This is a genomic window from Paraburkholderia caledonica NBRC 102488, from assembly GCF_000685095.1.
Taxonomy (GTDB): Bacteria; Pseudomonadota; Gammaproteobacteria; order Burkholderiales; family Burkholderiaceae; genus Paraburkholderia; species Paraburkholderia caledonica.
On sequence record NZ_BAYE01000010.1, the window covers coordinates 13,947 to 38,418 of the forward strand.

At 60.2% G+C, this 24,472-nt stretch carries 27 protein-coding genes; 14 read left to right on the forward strand and 13 right to left on the reverse strand.

The annotated features are described in order from the left end of the window. Nucleotides 1-36 precede the first annotated feature (36 nt). From BCA01S_RS20230 to dhaK, 11 genes are all read left to right on the forward strand, one after another. On the forward strand, nt 37-870 hold the full coding sequence (locus BCA01S_RS20230; protein WP_027778463.1) for a class I SAM-dependent methyltransferase: 834 nt from the start codon (nt 37-39) through the stop codon (nt 868-870). Next, nucleotides 867-1,043, forward strand: a complete 177-nt coding sequence (locus BCA01S_RS38030) for a hypothetical protein (protein ID WP_156955070.1) — start codon at nt 867-869, stop codon at nt 1,041-1,043. Before BCA01S_RS20230 ends, BCA01S_RS38030 begins: the two co-directional genes overlap by 4 nt. 224 nt (nt 1,044-1,267) lie before the next feature. Beyond that, on the forward strand, nt 1,268-2,287 hold the full coding sequence (locus BCA01S_RS20240; protein ID WP_027778464.1) for a LacI family DNA-binding transcriptional regulator: 1,020 nt from the start codon (nt 1,268-1,270) through the stop codon (nt 2,285-2,287). Nucleotides 2,288-2,400: 113 nt separating this feature from the next. Next, nucleotides 2,401-3,732, forward strand: a complete 1,332-nt coding sequence (locus BCA01S_RS20245; protein WP_027778465.1) for an ABC transporter substrate-binding protein — start codon at nt 2,401-2,403, stop codon at nt 3,730-3,732. A gap of 66 nt (nt 3,733-3,798) precedes the next feature. Continuing rightward, nucleotides 3,799-4,755 (forward strand): carbohydrate ABC transporter permease, encoded by a 957-nt coding sequence (locus BCA01S_RS20250; RefSeq protein WP_027778466.1) that lies wholly within the window; start codon nt 3,799-3,801, stop codon nt 4,753-4,755. Further along, nucleotides 4,752-5,705 (forward strand): carbohydrate ABC transporter permease, encoded by a 954-nt coding sequence (locus BCA01S_RS20255; protein ID WP_027778467.1) that lies wholly within the window; start codon nt 4,752-4,754, stop codon nt 5,703-5,705. The genes BCA01S_RS20250 and BCA01S_RS20255 overlap by 4 nt, the downstream gene beginning before the upstream one ends. Then, complete coding sequence (locus BCA01S_RS20260) at nt 5,702-5,896, forward strand: hypothetical protein (RefSeq protein ID WP_027778468.1); 195 nt, start codon at nt 5,702-5,704, stop codon at nt 5,894-5,896. Before BCA01S_RS20255 ends, BCA01S_RS20260 begins: the two co-directional genes overlap by 4 nt. A gap of 4 nt (nt 5,897-5,900) precedes the next feature. Continuing rightward, nucleotides 5,901-7,004 (forward strand): ABC transporter ATP-binding protein, encoded by a 1,104-nt coding sequence (locus BCA01S_RS20265; protein WP_027778469.1) that lies wholly within the window; start codon nt 5,901-5,903, stop codon nt 7,002-7,004. Beyond that, on the forward strand, nt 6,997-8,034 hold the full coding sequence (locus BCA01S_RS20270) for an ABC transporter ATP-binding protein (protein ID WP_027778470.1): 1,038 nt from the start codon (nt 6,997-6,999) through the stop codon (nt 8,032-8,034). The genes BCA01S_RS20265 and BCA01S_RS20270 overlap by 8 nt, the downstream gene beginning before the upstream one ends. Continuing rightward, nucleotides 8,031-8,672 (forward strand): dihydroxyacetone kinase subunit DhaL, encoded by a 642-nt coding sequence (dhaL, locus tag BCA01S_RS20275; RefSeq protein ID WP_027778471.1) that lies wholly within the window; start codon nt 8,031-8,033, stop codon nt 8,670-8,672. The genes BCA01S_RS20270 and dhaL overlap by 4 nt, the downstream gene beginning before the upstream one ends. 2 nt (nt 8,673-8,674) lie before the next feature. After that, entirely contained in the window at nt 8,675-9,664 is a 990-nt protein-coding gene (dhaK, locus tag BCA01S_RS20280) for a dihydroxyacetone kinase subunit DhaK (protein WP_027778472.1), read from the forward strand. Nucleotides 9,665-9,705: 41 nt separating this feature from the next. On the opposite strand, the gene BCA01S_RS20285 is transcribed toward dhaK, so the two are convergent. After that, nucleotides 9,706-10,350: a helix-turn-helix transcriptional regulator gene (locus tag BCA01S_RS20285; RefSeq protein ID WP_020070866.1), complete on the reverse strand. Its 645-nt coding sequence runs from the start codon at nt 10,348-10,350 to the stop codon at nt 9,706-9,708. A gap of 121 nt (nt 10,351-10,471) precedes the next feature. Continuing rightward, on the reverse strand, nt 10,472-11,443 hold the full coding sequence (locus BCA01S_RS20290) for an ornithine cyclodeaminase family protein (RefSeq protein WP_027778473.1): 972 nt from the start codon (nt 11,441-11,443) through the stop codon (nt 10,472-10,474). Between the two features lie 236 nt (nt 11,444-11,679). Here BCA01S_RS20290 and BCA01S_RS20295 point away from each other — a divergent pair, with 236 nt between their 5' ends. From BCA01S_RS20295 to BCA01S_RS20305, 3 genes are all read left to right on the forward strand, one after another. After that, complete coding sequence (locus BCA01S_RS20295; RefSeq protein ID WP_027778474.1) at nt 11,680-12,468, forward strand: ABC transporter substrate-binding protein; 789 nt, start codon at nt 11,680-11,682, stop codon at nt 12,466-12,468. 93 nt (nt 12,469-12,561) lie between these two features. Then, nucleotides 12,562-13,806, forward strand: a complete 1,245-nt coding sequence (locus BCA01S_RS20300) for an NAD(P)/FAD-dependent oxidoreductase (RefSeq protein ID WP_027778475.1) — start codon at nt 12,562-12,564, stop codon at nt 13,804-13,806. A 104-nt stretch (nt 13,807-13,910) separates the two neighbouring features. Next, complete coding sequence (locus tag BCA01S_RS20305) at nt 13,911-15,053, forward strand: aminotransferase (RefSeq protein WP_027778476.1); 1,143 nt, start codon at nt 13,911-13,913, stop codon at nt 15,051-15,053. Nucleotides 15,054-15,263: 210 nt separating this feature from the next. Here BCA01S_RS20305 and hutG read toward each other — a convergent pair whose 3' ends face one another. The 11 genes from hutG to BCA01S_RS20360 all read right to left on the reverse strand — a co-directional run bounded on the left by hutG (nt 15,264) and on the right by BCA01S_RS20360 (nt 24,458). Next, nucleotides 15,264-16,232, reverse strand: a complete 969-nt coding sequence (hutG, locus tag BCA01S_RS20310; RefSeq protein ID WP_027778477.1) for a formimidoylglutamase — start codon at nt 16,230-16,232, stop codon at nt 15,264-15,266. Then, entirely contained in the window at nt 16,229-17,005 is a 777-nt protein-coding gene (locus BCA01S_RS20315) for an amino acid ABC transporter ATP-binding protein (RefSeq protein ID WP_027778478.1), read from the reverse strand. The genes hutG and BCA01S_RS20315 overlap by 4 nt, the downstream gene beginning before the upstream one ends. After that, a complete protein-coding gene (locus BCA01S_RS20320; protein ID WP_027778479.1) occupies nt 17,002-17,670 on the reverse strand; it encodes an amino acid ABC transporter permease in 669 nt (222 codons plus the stop codon). The genes BCA01S_RS20315 and BCA01S_RS20320 overlap by 4 nt, the downstream gene beginning before the upstream one ends. Nucleotides 17,671-17,687: 17 nt before the next feature. Next, nucleotides 17,688-18,443 (reverse strand): transporter substrate-binding domain-containing protein, encoded by a 756-nt coding sequence (locus BCA01S_RS20325; RefSeq protein ID WP_027778480.1) that lies wholly within the window; start codon nt 18,441-18,443, stop codon nt 17,688-17,690. Nucleotides 18,444-18,528: 85 nt separating this feature from the next. After that, nucleotides 18,529-19,278, reverse strand: coding sequence for an IclR family transcriptional regulator (locus BCA01S_RS20330; RefSeq protein ID WP_027778481.1), 750 nt, complete (start codon nt 19,276-19,278; stop codon nt 18,529-18,531). 174 nt (nt 19,279-19,452) lie between these two features. Beyond that, the gene (locus tag BCA01S_RS20335) at nt 19,453-20,202 is read right to left on the reverse strand and encodes an IclR family transcriptional regulator (protein WP_027778482.1); all 750 of its coding nucleotides are present in this window, start codon (nt 20,200-20,202) and stop codon (nt 19,453-19,455) included. An 11-nt stretch (nt 20,203-20,213) separates the two neighbouring features. After that, on the reverse strand, nt 20,214-20,966 hold the full coding sequence (locus tag BCA01S_RS20340; protein ID WP_027778483.1) for an amino acid ABC transporter ATP-binding protein: 753 nt from the start codon (nt 20,964-20,966) through the stop codon (nt 20,214-20,216). Further along, entirely contained in the window at nt 20,963-21,607 is a 645-nt protein-coding gene (locus tag BCA01S_RS20345) for an amino acid ABC transporter permease (RefSeq protein ID WP_027778484.1), read from the reverse strand. Before BCA01S_RS20345 ends, BCA01S_RS20340 begins: the two co-directional genes overlap by 4 nt. A gap of 11 nt (nt 21,608-21,618) precedes the next feature. Continuing rightward, nucleotides 21,619-22,335 (reverse strand): amino acid ABC transporter permease, encoded by a 717-nt coding sequence (locus BCA01S_RS20350; RefSeq protein ID WP_027778485.1) that lies wholly within the window; start codon nt 22,333-22,335, stop codon nt 21,619-21,621. A gap of 13 nt (nt 22,336-22,348) precedes the next feature. Beyond that, a complete protein-coding gene (locus tag BCA01S_RS20355; protein ID WP_027778486.1) occupies nt 22,349-23,200 on the reverse strand; it encodes an ABC transporter substrate-binding protein in 852 nt (283 codons plus the stop codon). 349 nt (nt 23,201-23,549) lie between these two features. Beyond that, the gene (locus BCA01S_RS20360; protein WP_027778487.1) at nt 23,550-24,458 is read right to left on the reverse strand and encodes a LysR family transcriptional regulator; all 909 of its coding nucleotides are present in this window, start codon (nt 24,456-24,458) and stop codon (nt 23,550-23,552) included. Between the last annotated feature and the right edge of the window lie 14 nt (nt 24,459-24,472).

Consider the following 24,472-nt stretch of genomic DNA (forward strand, 5'->3'; position numbering starts at 1 on the left):
TGACTCATCGCTGCCCTTGGTTCTCAGGAGTCGTTTATGTCCGCAGTCGATTCTTCTTTTTCGCCCGTCGCAGACTTCGCTGCCGTCAAGGTTCGTCAACAGGCCGCGTGGTCGACCGGCAATTATGCTGTCGTCGGCACGACGCTGCAGATCGTCGGAGAAACTCTGTGCGAAGCGCTTGACCTGCGCGCCGGTTCGAGCGTGCTCGACGTTGCAGCAGGCAATGGCAATGCAACGTTGGCGGCCGCGCGCCGCTGGTGCGATGTCACTTCCACTGACTATGTCGCCTCACTGCTGGACGCCGGTCGTGCCCGCGCGCAAGCAGAAGGTCTTGCCGTCAAGTTTCAGGAAGCTGACGCGGAAGCGCTGCCGTTCCCGGACGCCTCGTTTGACATCGTCATGTCGACGTTCGGTGTGATGTTCGCTCCGGATCAGGCGAAGGCAGCGGCTGAACTGGCTCGTGTGTGCAAGCCGGGCGGCCGCATCGGCCTCGCGAACTGGACACCGGATAGCTTCATCGGACAAGTGTTCAAGACAATCGGCGTGCACATTCCGCCACCCGTGGGCGTGGCATCGCCTGCGCTGTGGGGCACGAAGGCGCGGCTGGAAACACTGTTCGAAGGCAAGACCCGGAAGATCGTCGCGAACAGCCGCCATTTCACGTTCCGTTACCGCTCCCCCGAACATTTCGTGGAAGTGTTCCGCACGTTTTATGGACCGGTGAACAAGGCATTTGGCGCACTCGACGGCGAGCGGCAAGCGGCGCTTCTGGGCGATCTGATGACCTTGATAAAGAGCCGCAATCGGTCCGGTGACGCGACGCTCGTGCTGCCTAGCGAGTACCTCGAAGTGGTGGTGGAACGATCATGAACGGCGTCGAGCGCAGCGCCGCCGTCCTGCTCGGATCCGCCTCGCGCCTCTGGTCGATCGCTTGCCTGATCGGTCTCCGGCACGGTTCGGTGATGATTGCGTTGCCACTGTGCTCGTCGGCGTGCTTTTTCGGTCTTCGATTCGTCCTGACGGTGTTGGGTCTTTCGGCTTGACTGCCGCTTCATTGCAATCTGCTGCTTTACCGCGCCTTCGTGCGCGGTAAAGCCCAATTCAATTCCTCGTACTACGCACGTCACGCATGACACTCATGCGCAGACGCAGCGCATTGGTGCTGTCAAAAATGATGCGTTTACTGCTGCGAAAAAACTTGCATTTCGCGCGGGAAAAACTACCTTGATTAAACAAAGCAGTTTGGGCTCGGCAGCGGAGGAGACACATGCCGGCTACACGTATGATGATTGCGCGTCGCGCGGGCGTGAGCGTTGCCACGGTCGATCGTGTGTTGCGCGACGACCAGGCCGTGCGTCCCGAAACGGCAGAGCGCGTGCATCTGGCACTCCTGGCGCTGCGGGACGACCGCGCGAGTCGTGGTCGTCCCGCGAAGATCAATTCCTATCGCGTCGCCTTCGTTCTCCCTCAGGTCAATTCGCGCTTTCTCGATCACGTCGAGCGTGACATCGCACTGTCCGCAAGCTTCTTTCGCGAGCATCGGATCATTCCGTCGTTCTACCGATGCGACTTCTCATCTCATCGCGACACCATTGCTTTCGCGCAGCAGGTCATCGACTACGACGCGCTAGTACTCGTGCCGCTCGACTATCCAGCGGTCGAACGTCTTATCGAAGACACGAGCGATGCAGGCGTGCCCGTGGTCACGGTGTTCTCCGATTTGCCCGCTAGTCGCCGTGCAGCATATGTCGGAGTCGATAACAGGATCGCAGGACGCATGGCGGGTGCATTGATGGGCCGCTTTCTCGGTGCGCGCCTCGGCACGGTGGCGGTCCTGTCGGGGTCATCGCGCCTGCACGATCAGCTCGAACGGCGCACCGGGTTTTCACAGGTGCTCGAAGAAGACTTCCGCAATCTGCGCTGGATCGCCGAACCAGACTTCACTGAAGACGACGACGGCGCGGGCCTCGCCGCGCAAGGTCTCATTGCGCGTCACCCGGATCTGGTCGGCGTTTATGCAACGGGCGGCGGCATCTCGGGCATCGCAAAAGCGTTGCAGGAATCCGGTGACAAGGCTCGCCTCGTGCTGATCGGCCATCAATGCACCGCGGCGACGCGCACGCAGTTATCAGAACGTGCTATCGACGTGATCCTCGATCAGGACGTGCGCGGCATCGTCCACTGGTCGGGCCTCGTGGCAATCAACTGTCTTAACGACGTGCGTGGCGCGCTCGCCATTCCAACGCCGGAAACCAGAATCTATCTTCGTGAGAATGCGCATGCCTGAAGCTCGCGACACGCGGATTGCAGTTCGAATCCGCTGAGCTCAAATACAGCACCCGGCGCATGGGCGCTGTTCCACAGCAGGTTGGAGACCCGGGAAAGACAAGGAGAAGACAAATGTTACGTCTTACGTCAGCAAGGGTAATAGCGGCGGGCATCATTGCGTTTGGACTCGGCATGGCACCGGGCGCGCAGGCACAGGACAAGCAGTTGACGCTATGCTGGGCAGCATGGGACCCGGCCAATGCACTCGTCGAATTGTCGAAAGATTTCACCACGAAAACCGGCATCAAAATGAAGTTCGAGTTCGTGCCGTGGACGAGCTACGCGGATCGCTTCATCAACGAGCTTAATTCGCATGGCAAACTATGTGACCTGATCATCGGCGACAGCCAATGGATTGGCGGCGCGGCAGTCAACGGGCACTATGTGAAGCTCAACGATTTCTTTGCGAAGAACAAGATTTCGATGAACGACTTCGTGCCGGCGACTGTAGTGGGTTACGCGGAGTGGCCGAAGAACACGCCTAACTACTGGGCGTTGCCGGCCATGGCGGACGCAGTGGGCTGGACGTATCGAAAGGACTGGTTCGCTCGCCCTGAATTGCGCGCCGAATTCAAGCAGAAATATAAACGCGAACTCGAACCGCCCACCACACTGGACGAACTCAAGCAAACCGCGGAGTTCTTTCAGGGCCGCAAGATAGACGGCAAGACGGTCTACGGTGTCTATATCTTCACGGAGCGCGGTTCTGAAGGGATCACAATGGGCGTGACCAACGCGCTTTACAACTTCGGCTTCGAGTATCAGGACCCCAAGAAGCCGTACCACCTCGACGGCTTCGTCAACTCACCCGGCGCGGTCAAGGGATTGGAGTACTACAAGGCGCTTTACAAGTGCTGCACGGCGCCGGGCATGACCAACGCGTACATGCAGGAAGGGCTGGATGCCTTCAAGTCCGGCCAGGTGGCCATGCAAATGAACTGGTTTGCATTCTTCCCCGGACTCTACAAAGACCCGAATGTGGGCGGCGACAAGATCGGTTTCTTCGTCAACCCGCGCGAAACGAAGCAGTACACGCAGCTTGGAGGACAGGGCATTTCTGTCGTCGCTTATTCGGATCATAAAGACGATGCGCTCGAGTACATCAAGTGGTTCGCGCAACCAGACGTCCAGAAAAAGTGGTGGCAGCTTGGGGGTTATTCGGCGGCCAAATCAGTGGTCGATGCGCCCGACTTTCCTAAGAGCGCACCCTTTGCGCCGGCGTTCCTGAAGTCGATGTCGATCGTCAAAGACTTCTGGGCCGAGCCCACCTATGCGGAACTCCTGCTCGACATGCAAAAGCGGGTGCATGACTACGTGGTGGCCGACAAGGGCACGGCCAAGGAAGCGCTGGACTTGCTCGTCAAAGACTGGAACAAGGTCTTCAAGGCGGAAGGCAAGAACTAGCGCGTATCGAGGACGGGACCGGCGGCGCCTGCACGGATGCCGCCGACGCCTTTAAAGGAGCGAGGCATGCTGGCAAACAAGCCTTTTTCGTCGGCGGGAATGAAGTCGCCGGCGGCGGCGCGCGCGCACACGCGTCTGACTGGATTGTCCGACAGAACCATTGCGTGGCTGTTCATTCTTCCAACAATTCTGCTGCTGCTCGCGATCAACATCTTTCCGTTGATCTGGGCATTGCGTCTGTCGTTCACGAACTTCAAATCGAATATGCCGAGCGTGCCGGCGCGCTTCGTCGGAATCGACAACTACGTCGACATTCTCACCGACGAAGACATCTGGTACGCAATGCAGGTAACGGCGCGCTTCGTGTTCTGGTCGGTCGGCCTCGAAGTGCTATTGGGTTTCGGCCTCGCGTTGCTCATCAACCGGCAATTCCGCGGTCACAGCTTCTGGACCACGTTGATCCTGCTGCCGATGATGCTGTCGCCGGCGGTGGTCGGAAACTTCTGGACGTTTCTGCTGCAACCGCAAACGGGGCTGTTCAACGATATCGTCGGCTTCTTCACCGGCATTGCGCCGGGCTCGTTTCAGATGATCGGCGACGTGTCGCTCGCGCCGTGGACCATCGTGATGGTCGATACGTGGATGTGGACGCCGTACGTCATGCTTATCTGCCTCGCGGGCCTGCGCTCGATTCCCGACTATATCTACGAAGCCGCCGAGGTGGATCGCGCCACACCGTGGCGGCAGTTCTGGTCGATCACGCTGCCGATGACGTTGCCGTTCCTGATGCTGGCCGTGCTGTTTCGCGGCATCGAGAACTTCAAGATGTTCGACATGGTGAACCTGCTGACTTCGGGCGGACCCGGTTCGGTGACCGAAACCGTATCGATCACGCTGAAGCGCGCTGCTTTCGAGAAATGGCAGACAGGCTACTCGTCCGCACTGGCAATCATTCTGTTCGTGACGGTATTCGGTGCGGCGAATATCTACGTCAAGGCGCTCAACCGGGTGAAACAGCGATGAGACCGACTACCGCTCAACATTCGGTGGTGGCTTCTTCGCCACGCGGCAAGCGCTTCGCCGCTGCGATTGTCATCACTTACGCATTGATCGCGATCTTGCCGATTCTGTGGATTTGCCTGACCAGCTTCAAGACGCAGGAAGATGCCATTGCCTATCCACCTGTCGTGTTGTTTCAACCGTCGATGGAAGGCTATGTGAATCTGTTCACGATCCGTTCGCGGCAAACGCCGGAGTTCATTGCGAGTCTTCCGCCCGCGCAGACCTGGTATGAGCGCGATGTACGCAAGCGAAACATGGTGATTGCCGGCCCGTCCAAAGTATTGCCGCGCTTCGTCAATTCGCTCGTGATCGGTTTTGGCTCGACCTTTCTCGCGGTATTTCTCGGCACATTGGCGGCCTATGCGTTCTCCCGTTTCAAGGTGCCGCTTGCCGACGACCTGCTGTTCTTCATTCTGTCGACGCGCATGATGCCGCCGATCGCGGTCGCCATTCCGATTTACCTGATGTATCGGGCGCTCGGCCTGAGCGACAGCTACGTCGGCATGATCGTGCTCTATACAGCGGTCAATGTATCGCTGGCGGTCTGGCTTCTGAAGGGCTTCATGGACGAGATACCGCGCGAGTACGAAGAGGCCGCGCTCGTGGACGGCTACACGCGGCTACAGGCGTTCGTCAAGGTAGTGCTGCCGCAGGCCATCACGGGCATTGCCGCGACCGCCATTTTCTGCCTGATTTTCGCGTGGAACGAGTACGCATTCGCGTCGCTGCTCACGAGCGGCGATGCTCAAACCATGCCGCCGTTCATTCCGTTCATTATTGGCGAGGGCGGTCAGGACTGGCCGGCCGTTGCGGCCGCGACGACGCTTTTCGTGGTGCCTATCCTCATCTTCACTGTCGTGTTGCGCAAGCATCTGCTGCGCGGCATCACCTTCGGAGCGGTGCGCAAATGAAACGAGAGTCCGTACTGCCACAAAGACATTATCTGCGCCGTGGCTACAGCGAGGCAGTGTCGACCGCACTGATCGGTCTCGGCACGGCGATGCTGGTGCAGCCGTTTTCGCTGACACTGTTCACGTGGTCGTTTCCCGTGATCCTGGTCGGTGCCCTGGCGTTTGTCGTGACCAGTCATTTCCCGGACTGACGCCATGTCGACGATCGTTCTTGCCAACCTTCACAAGCGTTTCGACGACTTTGTGGCTGTGCGCGACACCAGTTTGACTATTGGCGCGGGGCGCTTCGTCGTGTTGCTGGGTCCGTCGGGCTGCGGCAAAACTACGACGCTGCGCATGATAGCGGGCCTGGAGTTGCCCACCTCCGGCCAGATCCTGATAGACGGGGACGACGTAACGCAATTGCGCGCACGTCAGCGCGACATCGCATTCGTGTTCCAGATGTTCGCGCTTTATCCGCATATGACCGTGCGTAACAACATCGCTTTTCCGCTCAGGAACGAGCATGTGTCGCGCAAGGAGATTGCGGCGCGTGTGGATGCCGCCGCCCACATGCTGCGCATCGAGAACATTCTCGATCGCAAGACGGGAGGCCTGTCCGGCGGCGACCGGCAGCGCGTGGCGCTGGGGCGGGCGATCGTTCGGCAGCCGAAAGCGTTCCTGATGGACGAGCCACTCGGGACGCTCGATGCGGATTTCCGCGAACTGATGTGTCTCGAGTTGCGAAAGCTACATAACGCACTGGGCGCGACGACCGTTTATGTCACGCACGATCAGAGCGAAGCGATGGCGATGGCCGACGACATTGTCGTGATGAACAAGGGCGAGTTACTGCAAGCCGGACCGCCTCACGAGATCTATCACTTTCCGGCGACGGTGTTCGTCGGCAATTTTATCGGCAGTCCGCCCATGAATTTCCTCGCGGCAGATGGCGGCGTGGATGCGGGCGACGAACAAGTCCTGCTGCACGGCGCAGCAGTGTCGGTGCCGCGGTCGGAGGCCGGCGCTGAACGCGTGCTGCTGGGCATTCGTCCCGAGCATGTGACGATCGAGCAGCACGGCCCGCTGCGCGGCAAGGTCATTGCCGATGAATACCTCGGTTCGCATCAGGTGCTGGTGGTGGAAACCGCGCTGGGCGTCGTGCGGGTGCGAGTCGGCAAAGACGATGGCTTGCCGGCCGGAACGCCGGTCGGTTTGTCGTTTCGCAAGGACCGCACACTGCTGTACGACGCGCAGAGCGGCCGGTTGCTGCCGGGCGCCGCTCGCACGATTCCTGCACACGGAGAAGCTCATGGCTGAAATCCAGTTGCGCAACGTGTCCAAACGCTTCGGCGACATTGCGGCGGTGGACGATATTTCGATCGACGTGGCCGACGGCGAGTTCGTGGTGCTGCTCGGACCGAGCGGCGCGGGCAAGACCACGACGCTGCGTCTGATCGCCGGGCTCGAGCGGCCCGACGCGGGCGACGTGCTGATCGACGGGGTGATTGCGACGGGCATGCACCCGTCCGATCGCGATGTCGCTTTTATCTTCCAGCAGTACTCGCTTTATCCGCACCTGACGGTGTTCGGCAACCTGGCGTTTCCGCTGCGCTCGCCGAGACGGCGCAGCAGCGAGGCGGATGTGCGCGCGCGGGTTCACGCGGTCGCGGAAATGCTGCACATGGAAGCGAAACTCGACAACATGGCCACACATTTGTCCGGCGGTGAGATGCAGCGTGTGGCGATTGGGCGCGCGCTCGTGCGGCAGCCAAAGGCGTTTTTGATGGACGAGCCGTTGTCGTCGCTCGATGCGAAGCTGCGTGAAGAGTTGCGCATCGAACTGAAGCGCCTGCATCGTACGATCGGTGCGACCATCGTCTATGTCACGCACGATCAGGTCGAAGCGACCACGCTCGCGGATCGCATCGGTATTCTCGATCATGGGCGTCTCGTGCAACTCGGAACGCCGCGCGAGGTGTATGGCAATCCGGTCTCGCTGAGCGCCGCGCAACGGCTCGGCTCTCCGCCGATCAACCTGCTGCCGCCCACACTGTTCGACTCGGCTCACATGCCGGCGGGCACAGCGACAGTCGGGATTCGTCCCGAAGACATCGTGCTGCATGACCCGGCTAAAGGTCACGCGAGCGGCGCACAGGATGCACTCGATCTCACGGTGCTCGAATATTCGCCGCTGCGTCATCTGCTGATTCTGGATCGCGCCGGAACCGCCGTGGTCGCCACGACCGTCACCGAGCGCAGTTTCTCACCGGGGCAACGGGTCGGCGTGTCATTGCCTCCACGCAGCCTTTTATATTTCCATGCCGACGGCAGGAGGATCCCGACATGAACGGCGAAACGGTCATGGCGTGCATCGACGCCGCGTATGCGGCGTTGAAGGAGCACACCGACGAGATTGCGTCGCTCGACCAGCAGATCGGCGATGGAGATCACATCTTCAATCTGCTGCGCGGCATGGAGGCGCTCCTTTCGGTGCGCGCGGAGATCGCGGCGCAACCGCTCGGCCCCGCGCTAGAGATCGCGGCGTCCAAGGTGCTGTCCACGGTGGGCGGATCGTCGGGTCCATTGTTCTTCTCATTGCTTAGCGGGATGGCGAAAGCGTCCGCGAACGATGCGATGGATGTGGCTGGCGTCGCCCGCATCTTTGCGGCGGGGGTCGAGGCCGTTGGGCAACGAGGCAAGACCGGCGTCGGCAGCAAGACGATGATGGACGTGTTGATACCGGTCGCGCAGCGCTTCGAGCAGTTGGCGACAGAAAATGCAGCGGCGCGAACGGTGCTCGACACCTTGCCGCGAGTCGCCGAGGAAAACATGCTGGCAACGCGCGACATGCTGGCAACCAAGGGACGTGCATCGTTTCTCGGGGAGCGCTCGCGCGGGCATATCGATCCGGGCGCGCGCTCCAGCCAGATCATGATTGCCTCGGTTTGCGCGCGGCTCGCGCAACACAACGGACAAGGAGCATGACGATGAAAAAATTCATCAATCATGTGGACGACTTTCTCGCCGAGAGCCTGGCGGGATTCGCCGCGGCGCATGGCGACCTGGTCGTGCTTAATCGCGAACCGGTGTTCGTGCGGCGCAAGGACCTGAAGCCGGGGAAGGTCGCGCTTATCTCGGGTGGCGGCTCCGGGCACGAACCGCTGCATTCGGGATTTGTCGGCCACGGCATGCTCGACGCCGCGTGCCCAGGCCAGATTTTCACGTCGCCGACACCCGACCAGATGATGGCCGCCGCCAAGGCCGTCGACACAGGCGCGGGCGTGCTGTTCATCGTGAAGAACTATTCGGGTGACCTGATGAACTTCGAAATGGCCTCGGAGATGTCCGAGGTGCCCAACGCGATGGTGCTGATCAACGACGACGTCGCGGTGGAAAACTCCAGCTATACGACCGGGCGCCGGGGTGTTGCGGGCGCGGTCATCGTCGAGAAGCTGGTGGGCAGCCTCGCGGAAAGCGGCGCGAGCCTCGACGAATGCAAGGCGTTTGGCGATCGCATCAACAAACGCACGGCTTCGATGGGCGTTGCGTTCTCCAGTTGCACGGTGCCGGCAGCCGGCACGCTGACCTTCAAGATCGGCGACGATGAAATCGAAGTCGGTGTCGGCATACATGGTGAGCCGGGCAGGCGGCGTGCGAAATTTGCGTCCGCCGATACGATCGCAGCGGAGTTGCTCACCGCGATAGTCGACGATCTGAAGCCGGCTGCCGGCGCGGGCCTGCTGGTGCTGGTGAACGGCCTTGGCGGCACGCCGCTTGGCGAGCTTTATCTGCTCTTCAACTCGACGCGCGCGTGGCTCGAAAAGCGGGATCTGAAAATTGCCCGTGTGCAGGTTGGGTCGCTGACTACGTCACTCGAGATGGCTGGCGCTTCAATCACGCTTTGCATGCTCGATGAACAGATGACGAAGCACTGGGACAGCGCGGTGCATACGCCGGCGCTGAGGTGGGGCGTATAGCAGCCGGGCGGCGGCGCGAGCCGCCGCGCTTCGTTGTCGCTTCAAGCCGCCGCGCCTCGTAAGTCCCTGATATGTTGGTAGACGGTAGCGCGTCCCATCCCCAGCACGTTCGCGACGTAGTTAGCCGCGCTTTTACCTTTGAATGCGCCTTCCGCCCACAGCGCTTCAACGATCTCGCGGCGATGATCTCGAGTTAGGGAATTGAGTGCCAGCTGACGCTCCTGAAGCCATGCGTGAAGGAAAGTGTTGATGCGTTCCTGCCAGTCGTCCTTGAATAGCTCTTCGGGCTGTTTAACCACGCCGGCGCCGGAAATCACGCGATCGATAACACTCTTGACGTCTTCGAACACAGAGATGTTGTAGTTCACGCACATCATGCCAACAGCAGTTCCGGCGTCGTCGAACAGGACGGTGCTCACGCAGCGCATCCGCCGTCCGTCCCAATTGGTTTTCTCGTAGGGACCGACAGTACCGGAGTCCGCTGAGTGATCGATTTCTTCCAGTGCGGAGTCGTCGCCCAGTTCGCGCTTTGAAAGGTTATTGGCGATGTAGGCGACCGTCTGGCTAGCAAGGTCATGAATGACGATCTCGACATATGGAAAGAACAGTAGGGCAATGCCATCGGCAACGCGACTGTATCGATCGAGGAGTAGCCGACGACTGGCCGTTGTCTTAGGTTTTCGCATTTGGGTGACTGCTCGCAATTTTCTCAAGATTCGCACGGGCACAGAGTCCGCATTTTGCCACGATGGGCGCGCCCATCATTCCAGAGAGCAGGCGCCTTCCTCGTCTTCATTTGGCAGCCGCTTACACGCGAGCTCGCTTATTCAGGTACGTAAAGAGTTCATAGGCAATGGCGACGTCTTCAAGGCCCAAACCAATCGAGCGGAAGAACGCATGCTTTCGGTACGATGGCTTGGCGGCCTTGCCACACATCAGTTCAGCGAGATCACCCACAATCGATTCGGCGCGCCAGCCATGGTGTTCAGCGGCCAGTTTCATCTCGCCCGCGCTCGAAGGTGTGGTGTCGCGGTAGTCGCAGTAGACGTCCATGCTGGCAAGCCAGGCGGGTGGGACTTCGTGAGCGTTCGCCACGTTGGTACTGATAGACGTGATAAGCGCTGGCTTGTCCAGCATGCTTTCGTGCAGAACCGGTGTGCCGGAGGAGGTGCACAGCGCAATCACGTCAGCGGTAGCGACACACTCCTGAATTCCGTCACAAATGGAGACCCTGTGATCGAGCGCCGCCAGCTGCGCACACTTCGCTGTGTCTCCGGCAAGCTCCGGCGAAAAGATCCGTATCGACTCCCATGGCCTAACCGGTGCGAGATGGCGCAAGTGAGCCTGCCCTATCGCGCCCGAACCAATGATCGCAAGGCGGTTCGCCGTGCCGCTGGCAAGCTGCTCGACGGCCAGTGCCGTTGCGCCGGCTGTGCGCTCCACCGTCAGCAGGCCCGAGTCACACCATATCAGCGGTTGTCCCGTTTCCATGGACATCAGGGCCGTCCATGCGGTGATGACCGGCTTCGCCTGCGTGACGATGTACGGCGAGAGCTTTGCACCGAACACCTTCGCATCCGCCATCACGCCCAGGTAGGTAATGAAGTCACCGGCGCCTTGCGGAAACGGAGTCAGCGTCTGCTCCGGTTGCACGGCCATGTCAGTTCCGAGCGCGCGAAACATGCGTGCAAGCACGTTGCGCACGTCGAGATAAGGCAGTGCTTCCAGCACTGCGTGTTGATCGACGATCAGGGGTAACCCTCTATCTGACATGCTCATTGACTTGCGCTCCGCAATGTTGCCGGGGTCGGCGATGGAGGCATTCTAAGCCAGAACGTCCAGACTGGACTTTTATTTTATAAAACACTTGATTTTATATTTGTCCAGAATAGACTGTCATTCCAGAGCAGGTGTGAGGCGACGATGGTGCCGCTTCATCCGATGTCTCAAACCAGGCCTATCGGCCGTCGTCCATGCAGTCAATCGTCGCCGCCCGACCACACAGGGGACCTCTCATGTTCCGGAAGCTCCAGCTCTCACTTCTCCTTGTCGCTGCCACCGCAGCTTCTCTGAGCACCGTTACCACCCAGAGCCAGGAAACTCTGCGCTTTGGCATAGAGGCGGCCTACCCGCCGTTTGAAAGCAAGTCCCCCACTGGACAGCTGCAAGGCTTCGACGTTGATGTGGGCAACGCAGTTTGTGCAAAGCTGGGCATGAAATGTGTGTGGGTCGAGAATGCGTTCGACGGGCTGATCCCGGCGTTGCAAGCACGAAAATTCGATGTGATCAATTCCGCGATGAACATCACTGAGAAGCGCAAGCAGTCGATTGAATTCACGAAGCCAATCTACGTAGTGCCGATCGTGATGGTGGCCCGACGCGCCTCCGGTCTGCTGCCGGACGTGAAGAGTCTGCAGGGCAAACGTGTTGGCGTGCTGCAGGCCTCCTCACAGGAAGACTTCCTGAAGCGTCATTGGGCGCCTGCCGGCGTGACCGTCGTTCCGTATGCGGACCAGGATCAGGTCTACGCCGATCTCGTTGCCGGACGCCTCGACGCCGCGGTTCAGGAAGCACAAACGGTCCAGGATGGATTCCTCGCAAAGCCCGCGGGCCACGAGTATGCGATCGTCGGCAAGCCGCTGAGCGATCCTGCGACTTTGGGAGAAGGCACCGGCTGGGGCCTTCGCAAGGGCGACAAGGTGTTGGCCGCGAAAGTCGATGCCGCGCTTGATGCGTTGAAGAAAGACGGTACGTTGAGCAGTCTTTCGCAGAAGTACTTCAACCAGGACATCATCGCCAGATAACGCATCGGCGAGCCGGCGGAAGGTCATCGCGCAGCCCGCTGCCAGGCGCACGAATCTTTCGCCGTGCGCCGTCAGGGACACTAAAGCAACTCTATGGATTTCGACGTCATCGTGCTGGGCGGGGGGATAGTAGGCGTGTCGTGCGCGCTACATCTTCAGGACCGCGGCCGCCGCGTGGCACTTGTGGACCGGCGCGCTCCTGGCGAAGAGACCAGCTTCGGCAACGCGGGGCTGATTGAGAGGGCCGCCGTGGTTCCGTACGGTTTCCCGCGGGACCTGAAAACGTTAATGCGCTTTGCAAAAAATCGTTCGACCGACCTGTACTGGGACTACCGTGCGGTGCCCCATTTCGCAACGTGGCTTGCGCGTTTCTGGTGGGAATCTTCCGCCGAGCGATTGATGGCTGCCGCGCGGGACATGTTGCCGTTGATTGAGCGAAGCGTCACGGAACATGAGCGTTTGATCAAACGTGCAGAGCTTCAACATCTCGTGCGCGCTACGGGCTGGATAGACGCCTATCGCACGCCAGCAAGATTGGCGCGCGAAGCGGCGGCGGCCGAGGCCACGGCCGGTAGCTACGGTCTGCGCGTTTCGGTACTCGATGGTGCGACGCTCGCCGCGCGGGAACCGGGCGCGGTGGGCGGATTTTGTGGCGCGTTGCATTGGCAGGACCCCATGAGCGTCGTTAATCCTGGCGCGCTGACAAAGGGCTACGCACGCCTTTTCGAAGCTGGCGGCGGAGTGGTGCTCGCTGGCGATGCTGCCACGCTAAGCGGACAAGCGGGCGCATGGACGGTCCAGACAACGTTCGGGCGAATCGGCGCAAAGGAAGCCGTGGTGGCGCTCGGTCCGTGGTCTGACTGCGTTTTCGCGCCGCTTGGCTATCGCATCCCCCTTCGCGTGAAGCGCGGCTATCACATGCATTACCGCCCGACCCGGCCCATGCTCTCAATGCCGTTCGTCGACGCCGAGCAGGGCTATGTGGTCGCGCCTATGGAAGGGCGTTTGCGGCTGACCACCGGAGTGGAGATCGCGCGGCGCGACGCGGAACCGACGGGCATCCAGCTTGGAAGGGCGGAACGTTTTGCACGGCCGAGCTTCGGTCTCGGCGAACGGCTCGATGACAGTCCATGGCTCGGCCTGCGGCCTTGCACTCCCGACATGCGCCCTGTGATTGGACGCGCACCGCGTCACACCGGGCTCTGGTTTGCCTTCGGACACAACCACCACGGGCTGACGCTCGGCCCCGCGACTGGGCGATTGCTAGCGGAAATGATGACCGGGGCGCCGACGTTTGCAGATCCGCATCCGTTCCGTGTCGAACGGTTCGGTCGTTAGCGCTATGAAAACGCTTCTCCGCGATGGGCGGCGTGGCGAGATGTCCGTCGTTTTACGGCTTTCGGGTGAAAACGGCTATTCGATGTATGTCCTGGGAGTGTGAGATGAAGATCAAGGATTTCGGCGTTGAGCGTTGGATGGACGAGTATGAAACGAAATGCACCTATAACCTTGCGGAGACGTGCGTCGAGTCGCTGACGGTCGACCAGTTGCTCACGCTTGCGCGCAAGCAGGACAGCATCCTGGACGAGTTGCGCTCGCTGAAGCTCACCTATGGCGCGATAGAAGGTTCGGCGCGCTTGCGCGAAGCAATTTCGACAATGTACGGCCATCAGTCACCCGAGAATGTGATCGTGACGCATGGCGCGATTGGCGGAAACGCGTTGGTGTACGAGACGCTGGTCGAACAGGGAGACACCGTGATTTCAGTGCTGCCCACTTATCAGCAGCACTACTCGATTCCGGAAAGCTATGGTGCCGATGTGCGCATCCTGAAGCTGCGCGAAGAAAGCGGTTTCCTTCCTGATCTCGCGGAACTGCGCAGTCTGGTGAATGACAGGACACGGCTGATCGCAATCAACAATCCTAACAATCCCACCGGTTCGTTGATGGACGAAAAATTTCTAACGGAGGTGGGCAACATTGCGCGCTCGTGCGGAGCCTATGTTTTGTGCGATGAGGTCTATCGCGGCACGGATCAGCAGGGCAGCGGCTATACGGCGTCGATGGCCGACCTCTACGAGCGCGGCATCAGCACGGGCAGTATGTCGAAGACGTATTCGCTCGCCGGACTGCGTCTCGGCTGGATCGCCGGGCCGAAGGATCTTATCCGCGCGGTAGCGATACATCGGGACTACAACACCATTAGTGTGGGGATGATCGACGATCATTTCGCCTCGATCGCGTTGGAGAATCGCGCGGCCATTCTTGCCCGCAACCAGGACATCGTGCGGACGAACCTTGCTATCGTGGATGCGTGGATCGCAAAAGAACCCGCCATCAGTTATCTAAAACCGAAGTCCGGAACAACTGCACTTCTGAAGTATGACCTGCCCATGTCGTCACGCGAGTTTTGCACCGCGTTGATCGAGCAGACGGGCGTAATGCTGACACCGGGCAGTGCGCTCGACATGGAAGGCTACGTGCGGCTTGGCTACGCCAACAACCGCAGCGTACTCGAAGCGGGGCTCGGTAGGTTGTCGGAATTTCTCGCTCGTCAAAGTGATTGTGTTGGCGGCGTGCGCTAAATGGAACCTTGCTGACCGCAAGCTCAATCTGCAGCGGTGCACGGCCGACCGCTGTCAGGGCATTGAGCGTTGCACCCGCCGCACTGCCGGTCGAATCGGTTCCGCTCGCGAACTGTGTGCTGCCGATCACATAGAACTTAGTCGGTCCAGTTCAGGAGTCCGGCGAGCCGTTTTTTTACTCACATGATTCGGTGACCATGTTGACGTGATTTACAGCAATCGGTACGCGAGTCGGGCGGCTGCTCTCGCGGTGCGTCTGTCCTGATCGAGCGTCGGGTTGTACTCTGCGATATCCGACGCGCGGAGCTTGCCCGAAGCCCGCACGCGCAGCACCATCGCTTCAACCACCGATAGCGGTACGCCCAGCGCAGCGGGTGCCGACACACCCGGCGCCGTGGCGGCCGGCAAGACGTCGAGATCGATCGTCAGATATACGTCATCCGCCGCGTCCAGCAACTTCTGAAGCTCATTCAGACGCTGCGGCAGTTGCGTTTCCTGCATATCGACGTCTAACACGTAGTGCACGCCGAGTCGCTCCGCATGCGCGAATAGCGACGCCGTATTGCCGAGATCGCTGATGCCGAAGCACACATAGTTGAACGACACCCCTCGTTCCACACAGTCAAGCGCGATCTGATCGAACGGCGTGCCGGAATTCGCAGGACGCTTCTGACGCAGATCGAAGTGAGCGTCGAAGTTGATGATCAGCAGCTTGCGCGATATGAGTGGCGTGGCTTGATTCTCGGCTTCACGCTGCTGATGCAGCCGTAAACCGCTATACGTGCCCCACGCGACCTCATGACCGCCGCCGAACACCAACGGGCGTCCGCCGCCCGCGAGCACCTCGCTAACCACGTGGGCCAGTTCCGCCTGCGCGGCTTCGAGGTTGCCGTCGTCGCACACCACATCGCCTGCGTCGGCAAGCGCCGCCATCGCCGCTTTGGCCGGCAAGCCTGCCAGCACACGGCGCAATTCCTTGGGCGCATGCGCTGCGCCGATCCGGCCTTGATTGCGGCGCACCCCTTCATCAGAGCTGAAGCCCACGATCACCGGCGCATCGCGCTGCACCTGCAGCGCGCTACCGAACGGCGTCACCTGATTGAAAACACGCCGCGTGTCGCCGGGCTCGCCGTCGTCGGAACGGCCTGCCCACACCTTGCCATCAAACGGGACTCTCATGCGCGTGACAACACCGCCTGCAGGAATGCGCGTGTGCGCGGCTGCGATGGCGCAGAGAAAATCTCAGCCGGCGGCCCTGCTTCGACGATCACACCGCCGTCCATCACGACCACCACGTCGGCCACGTCCTTCGCGAAGCCCATTTCGTGCGTGACGACCACCATCGTCATGCCTTCGCTCGCGAGCAACTTCATCACTTGCAGCACTTCGCCGACCAGTTCGGGATCGAGGGCAGACGTCGGCTCGTCGAACAGCATGACCCGTGGCTGCATCGCTAGCGCGCGAGCTATCGCAACCCGTTGTTTCTGACCGCCCGACAGACTCGCCGGCATCACATCCGCCTTGTGCGCAAGCCCGACTTTCTCCAGCAACGCGATCGCAGCCGCTTCGGCCTGCGCCTTGCTGGCGCCACGCAACATGCGCGGACCCACGGTAATGTTATGCAGCACCGACAGGTGCGGAAACAGATTGAACGACTGAAATACCATGCCGACTTCGGTGCGCAGCGCATTCAGCGAACGCTCCTTGAGCATCTCGCCCTGGTCGACTAGCCGATGCCCGCAAATGTCGATCGTGCCGCGTTCTGCCTGTTCGAGTCCGTTACAGCAGCGTAGAAATGTACTCTTGCCCGAGCCGCTCGGTCCGATCACCACCACGACCTGCTGCGGATGGATATCGAAATCGATGCCGTTGAGCACGGTATGCGAGCCGAACGATTTGGTCAGCCCGCGAATGCTGACGATAGGCTCATTGACCTTGGCCACGGTATTCATTGCACCATTCCTCCAGCACGCAAGCGGCGTTCGACGCGATGCAGCGCGTAATTGGTCGCCTGTGTCAACACCAGATACACCAGCGCGATGGCGAGATACACCTCTAGCGAACGATAGGACACACTGATGATCTTCTGGCCTTCATGCATCAGATCGTCGATTGTCAGCAGCGACACCAGCGCCGAGTTCTTGATCAACGCAATGAATTCGTTGCCGAGCGGCGGGATCATCCGCACGATCGCCTGCGGCAGAATGATCGCGCGCATCGCCTGCCCGGACGACATGCCGATCGAACGCGCCGCTTCCATTTGCCCGCGATCGACTGACTGAATCGCGCCGCGCACGATCTCCGATACGTAAGCCGCCGAATACAGACCGAGCCCCAGCATGCCGCACAAAAACGCCGGCAGCAGAATGCCGAATTGCGGGAGGCCGAAAAACAGCAGGAAGAGTTGCACGAGCAACGGCGTGCCGCGAAAGAACGTCAGGTACGCGGTGCAGAAACCGTACACGATGCGCCGCTGCGGCGTCAGCCGGCCGATGCCGATCAACAGACCAAGCACGCAACTGAGCGCGAGCGACGCGGCGGTCACTTCGACCGTCACTAACGCGCCGTGCATGATGTCCGGCCAACCGGCAATCACCGGCGAGAAGTCAAGTTCCATTTGGTTTGTCCAGCCGCTTATTGCGCACTCGCGCCGAACCACTTCTTGACGATCGCCGCGTACGTGCCGTCAGCCTTGATCTTGGCGAGCGCGGTGTTGAAGGCGGCCTTCAACTGCGGCTCGTCCTTGCGCACGGCGATGCCGTAGGCTTCGGTTGTCAGCGTTTTGTCGAGTACGCGGAAGCCGGCGCGCGTTTTCGCAACTTGATACGCAGCTGGCTTACCCGTCACAGCAGCGTCGGCACGGCCGATGCCCACCAGGTCGAACATTTCCTGGTTTTTCTCGACCTCGACGCGATTGATCTGCGGGAAGTTATCGCGCAGGAAATTCACCGACTTCGTGCCCACCTGCACTGAAACTTTCTTGCCGTTCAGATCGGTCACTGTCTTGATCGGTGAATCGCTTTTGACCAGCACGGCCAGACCCCCCGCGTAGTACGAATCGGTGAAGTCGACCACTTTCGCGCGCTCGTCGGTAATGTAGATGCCGGAAATCGCAGCGTCGAAACGATGCGCGATCAGACCTGGAATCAGCCCTTTGAAGTCAATGTCGGTCCATTGCACGCGTTTGCCCATCGCTTTCGCGAGCGCATTCATGAGGTCGACGTCGAAGCCCGTGCGCGCGCCGTTCTCGGTGTACTCCATCGGCGGGAAAGTGGCGTCGGTGGCGACATTCAGTACATCCGGCGTTTGTGCTGACGCCGCGCCGGAAAATCCGCCAACCGTCACGGCGAACGTGATGCATGCGAGGGACAACAGTCGTTGCAGCTTCATGGAGTAGGCTCCTTGTGGTTTTATCAAGTCATGCGGTTAAGTCGAGACCCGAATCGAAGAACGCAATTGAAAACGCTTCGTCCTGTTAGTCGGTTTGCATATGCTCGGAAATGGCGCGGGCCGTACGTAGCGTCCCGTCGATGAATTGGCTTTCTCGTCCGATGGCGCGCGTCGATGGCGCCATCAACGTGATCGACGCGCCGCTACCGGTGCCGCGTCCACTGTGATGGAAGAGCGGGGCGCTGACGCCCCACACGCCCGGGTCGACTTCGCTGTCGCTAATGGCGTAACCCTGGGCTCGAATCTGTTGAAGTTCTGCTTCGATCGTGGCCCGGCCGACGGGGTCGTTGTCGAACACGATGTCGAGCACTTCGGCGCGCGCCCTGGTGGCCATGAATGCCAACAGGCATTTCGCCGAGGCGCCCGCCTTGAGAGGCACGGCACGGCCTTTCTCGAACGAGCAGCGCAACGAATGCTGGCTGTCGACCATCTCAAGACACATCACCTGATGCCTGACCGCGACCACCAGCCCAATGCTTTCCTGCGACGCGCGCGCGAGCTGCTGCATCTCACTGCGGCTCGCTTCGACGAGCAGTGAATTCACATCGAAGCCAAGCGCGAGTTGCAAACTGATCGGGCCGGGCGCGTAGTACCCGGCGTTTTCGGCGACGAAACCCCAGCGCTTGAGCAGCGCGATCTGACGGTACAGTGTGCTTTGCGCAAGCCCGGTTACGGCTAGCAGATCCTTAACCGACATCGCCTTGCCATGACTCGCGAGCGCGGCCAGCACCAGCAACACCCGCTCAGCCCCTGTCACACCCTGTTCAACATTCACGATCACGCCGCCCACGACCTATCAAGACCGCAGAATGCCAGACCATTCTCGATTTTCAAAAATCATATTCCCACTCAATGGGAACATTAGGGCAGGGATTTCCCTTGGAGCGGGCATCGGGGCAGCAGTGGGTCGCGTTTTTTGGATCGACTACGCTGAAGCCGTATATCCATGTCAGCGATGCGAAAGCGCTTGCGCCGACTGAAGCAGATCGTCCAGCATCGACTGACGGCGTTCGGGGTCTGTGTCGCGGCCCGTCATGAAGCACAGCGCCGCGATCGGTATGCCCGCGCGGTCGCGAACGGGCGCGGCCATGCAAAGCCGGAACGCGTTGGACAGGCCTTCCGTGCAGCAATAGCCGAGCGCTTTCGCGTTCTGCACATCGCGCATGAATTCATCGAAATCGATGCACACGCCGTTGTCGAGCACGAAGTCATCTGCAGGAATGAGGGTGCGGATGGCCTCGGCGTTCATGTGACCGAGCAGAAGGCGTCCGGTCGCGGTCCACGGAATCGGCACGCGCACGCCGATATCCGAGCTGATGTTGAACGGCCGCGCACTGTTCTCCGATAACACGACCGAGTACTTGTTCCCTTCGAGCATGCACAACTGCGTGGTCTCGTCGTACTTGCGAACGAGCGCGAGAATAGACTGATGCGCGCGGCTGATGAGGTCGTTGTGCGTCGCGTAGTCCGAGCCGTAGTAATGCATCTCGCGCCCGAAGAATACATTGCCATCCGCCGATGTTTCGAGCCAGCCCACTTCGGTGAGAATGGCGACGAGTTCGTAGATGCTTGAACGCGGCGAGCCGGTCGCTTCGATTAGCTCGCGCATCGTCATGGGCCGCTGCGCGTGATGCAGCTTCCTGAAGATATCGATGACACGGTCCACGCCTCGCGCGCGCGACGATTCCGTTACTGCCATTCGTTCACTCTTCAATGATCGAGCACACGGCTGAGAAACTGCCGCGTGCGTTCGTTCGACGGGTTGACGAAGATTTGCTCCGGATCGCCTTGCTCTGCAATTACGCCCTTGTCCATGAACAGGACGCGATCCGCCGTCTTGCGCGCAAAGCCCATTTCATGGGTAACGACGACCATCGTCATGCCGTCGCGCGCGAGGCCGCGCATCACTTCCGTCACTTCGCCGACGAGTTCGGGATCGAGCGCGGATGTGGCTTCATCGAAGAACATGATGCCGGGTTCGACCGCCAGCGCCCGCGCAATCGCGACGCGCTGCTGCTGTCCGCCCGACAACTGGCTCGGATAATGCGATGCGCGATCCGCGAGACCCACGCGGTCGAGCGAATCCATTGCGCGTTTGCGGGCATCGGCGGGCGACATGCCGCGCGCCTTGATCAGCGCAAGCGTGACATTGCCGAGCGCGGTCTTATGCGGGAACAAGTTGAACTGCTGAAACACCATGCCGACGTGGCCGCGAATTTCGCGCGCACGCTTCGGATCGTGCAGGGGCACTTCGTTGACCCACACTTCGCCGGAGTCCGTCGTCTCCAGGCCGGCCATGATGCGCAGCACCGTGCTCTTGCCCGAACCGGATGCGCCGATCAGCACGAGTACTTCGCCTGCGCGCACGTCGAGATTGATGTCGTTGAGAACGCGCGTCGCGCCGAATGACTTGCTCACGCCCGACAGCGAAATGACGGGCTTGTTCTGGATGGAATCGCTCACGTAAGTCTCCGGCGGTCATGATGGCGCACCCATTGCGAAAGCGGGAAGCACACGACGAAATAGATCAGCGCGACGAGTCCGTAGATCTCGACCGGCTTGCCGACGCGATCCACGATCGCCTGGCCACCGTGCATCAGTTCGGACATGCCGATCATGCTGACGATTGACGTATCCTTGATGAGGGACAAATACTGTCCGACGAGCGGCGGCAACACGATGCGTCCGGTCTGCGGTAACACGACCGAGGCGAAGGTCTGTGTGCGCGATAGGCCTAGGATCTGCGAGACTTCCCACTGTCCCTTCGGCACTGACTCGATGCCCGCGCGAAAGACTTCCGCAATATACGCGCCCTGATACACGCTCAAGCCGATCACGCCCGCTGCAAAGACATCGATTGCATAACCGAAGTACGAGACGCCGAAGTAGATGAACATCAGCGTGATGAGTACGGGCGTACCGCGAAACAACTCCGTATAGAGCTTCGCGATCCGGTCCGTGCCCCACGGCCCGAACGAACGCAATACCGCAGCGAGCAGGCCGATGAGCGTGCTCCCGACGATCGCCGCGACCGATAGGAGCAGCGTCGTCACGAGACCTTGCAGCAAAATTGACAGACTGTTTTTCAGCAGTTCGAGTGACATGACTCAATCCCTCATGCACGATTCGCACGACGCAGCGTGAATCCGGTCCAACGCGCACCCGGCCTCACGATGAGCGGCGGATGAAACATGCGTGCGCCGAGTTGACTGGAAATCCACGACAGTACATTGCTCAGCACCAGATACGCGACGAGCACGACCGCAAACGTCTGGACGTACAAGAGCGTGCGCGAATTGATGACGGTGGCGGTGCCGGTGAGTTCGGGCAACGCAATTGCCGACAACAGCGAAGTGCCGAGCAACAACTGAATCAGATAATTGACGATGGCCGGATACACCGCACGCGCTGCCTGCGGCATCACGATCTCCTTGAAAATCTGCCCGCGTTCCAGCCCAAGAATGCCGGCTGCTTCAATCTGTCCGCGCGGCACCGATTGCATGCCCGCGCGAAACACTTCCGACAGATACGCGCCCACGTTCACGCCCAGCGCGATGACACCGGCCCAATATGCATCGAGCGCAATGCCCATCGACGGCAAGCCGAAGAACACGATGAAAATCTGCAGCAGCACCGGCGTATTGCGAATGGCTTCGACGTAAGCCCGCGCGATGAACCGCACGATCACTGACGGCGACATGCTGGCAAGCGCCGCGATCAGACCGAGCGCGAGCGCCAGCACGAACGACAGCAACGTGACCTGCAAGGTCAGCCAGCCGGCCTTGAGAAACTCGGGGACGTAGCCCCATAGAGTCAGCCATTGATAGCTCATCTGCGCCTCCGCTTCAGAACTGCGGATTGAGCGGATATCTCGGATCGACGCCGAACCACTTCTTGTACAACTGCGCATTCAGCTTCGATGCATTGATGTTGAACAGGAACAGGTTCAGATAGTTGAGCCACGCCTGGTCGCCAGCTTTCACGCCGAATGCGTTGTACTCGAGCGGCACGAGTGCTTCGTTCGTCACGGTCAGTTCCGGATCGAGCTTCGCCTGATACGCAAGGAAGTTGTTGTCCTCGATCATCGCGTCGGCCTGGCCCTGCTTGACGGCGAGAATGGCCGCCTGCGAACTGTCATATTCCTGAATCTTGACGGGGATGCCCATCGAGCGGACTTCGTCGCCGTTGGTCGAGCCTTTCACCGTGGCGATGGTGCGCCCGTTCATGTCCTTCGCCGACTGGATGCCGCTGCTCTTCTTCACGAGCATCGCTTCGCTCGCGACGACGTACGGCGACGTGAATTCGACGACCTTCGCGCGTTCGAGGTTGCGCGTGAAGTTGCAGAACACGACATCGACCTTGGCGGTCTGCAGGTTCGGGATGCGGTTCGCGCTAGTGGTGTTCACGACTTCGAGCTTCACGCCCATTTGCTTCGCCAGTTCCTTGGCGAGGTCGACGTCATAGCCGTCCGCATTGCCGTCTTTGTCGTAGAAGCCGAACGGCGCGAACGTGAGGCAGTCGCCGACGCGCAGCGTGCCGCGCTGAAGCACGGCTTGAAGCGTCGATGCAGGCGCCGCTGCCGCTGGACCCTGCTCAGGCGTCGCCACTTTCGTACAGGCGGAGAGCACGAGCAGTCCGCTCACAGCGGTTGCGGCAAACAGCAAGGCGGCCTTGGCGCCCTTGGTGGCGAGCTTCATGTTCAGATCCTGATCGAGGGGTTGGTCTGAGAACCGCTCCCAGCGTGGCCTCGCGTTCGCGACGCTTACCGTCGAGGCACTAGGTTGTCCGATATATCGGATAGTTATCTGGCGAGCCGGATTGATGGCCCAGTGTTGGACGCTAAAAAGGGCCGCGCAAGCAGCCAGAACCCTTATTGCTCCCGGAATTTTGTCGGGCTAGCTAACGATCGCGTTCGCGTGATCGTCTAAGGAGTGGGGCGATTTTTTTGACCCGGCAGGCGGATGCGTTGCGCCGCGCGGGCCGATAACGATACGGTTTCCTTCTGTGACCGGATCCTTTCGAGAAATTCGCCGTAGGCTAATTCCTTTATCGCTGGTCCCAGGATGGCTCATCGCCGAACGCTTCTGCCAGATAATCGACAAAGCGGCGCACTTTCTCCGGTATGCGCCGCGCGCTCGGGTACACGGCCTGGATTGCAAGTTCAGCAGCATGATATTTGGGCAGAAGCGCGACCAGCTCGCCCCGGCGAATATGCTCGCCAAACACAAACGTGGGGCCATATGCAATTCCAGTTCCTGCAACTGCGGTGGCGAGCAGCATTTGAGTGTTGTTGGCAGCCATTCTGCAGGGCCCATCGATCACATGCGCGCGTTTCTTCGCGTCGAACAAAGTCCAGTCACCTGTCGACACAGCTTCGCTGAATGCAAGGCGCTGCGCGCGACGCAGATCATCGGGTGTCCGCGGCGTCCCGTGTCGTTCCAGGTAGGCAGGCGAAGCACACACGACCATTTTGCAAGGCGCCAGACGGCGCACCACGAGACCCTCGTCGCGCAGGCGTCCAATACGGATCGCCACGTCAACGCCAGCATCGATGAGATCGATATAACGATCTTCAAGCTGTATTTCCACATTGACTTCGGGATGATCGCCCAGGTAGCGTCCGACAACCGCACCCAAATGCATCGCGCCAAAAGTGACGGGAGCCGCAACGCGCAGCACGCCTCGCGCAGTGACTTGTGAGTCACTTGCCTCGCGGTTTGCTTCGTCGAAAGACTCGAGAATGCGCTTACAGCGTTCGTAGTATGTCTGCCCCGTACCGGTAAGACTCAGGCGGCGCGTTGTGCGATGAAACAGCCGCGCGTTCAGTTCCGTTTCCAGCGCACTGATATGTTTTCCCGCCATTGCTGCCGATAGTCCGAAGCGTCTCGCGGCTGCGGCAAAGCTGCCGTCCTCTACGGCGGCAACGAAAATACCAAGACTTGTGAATCGGTCCATTCGCCGTTCCAATT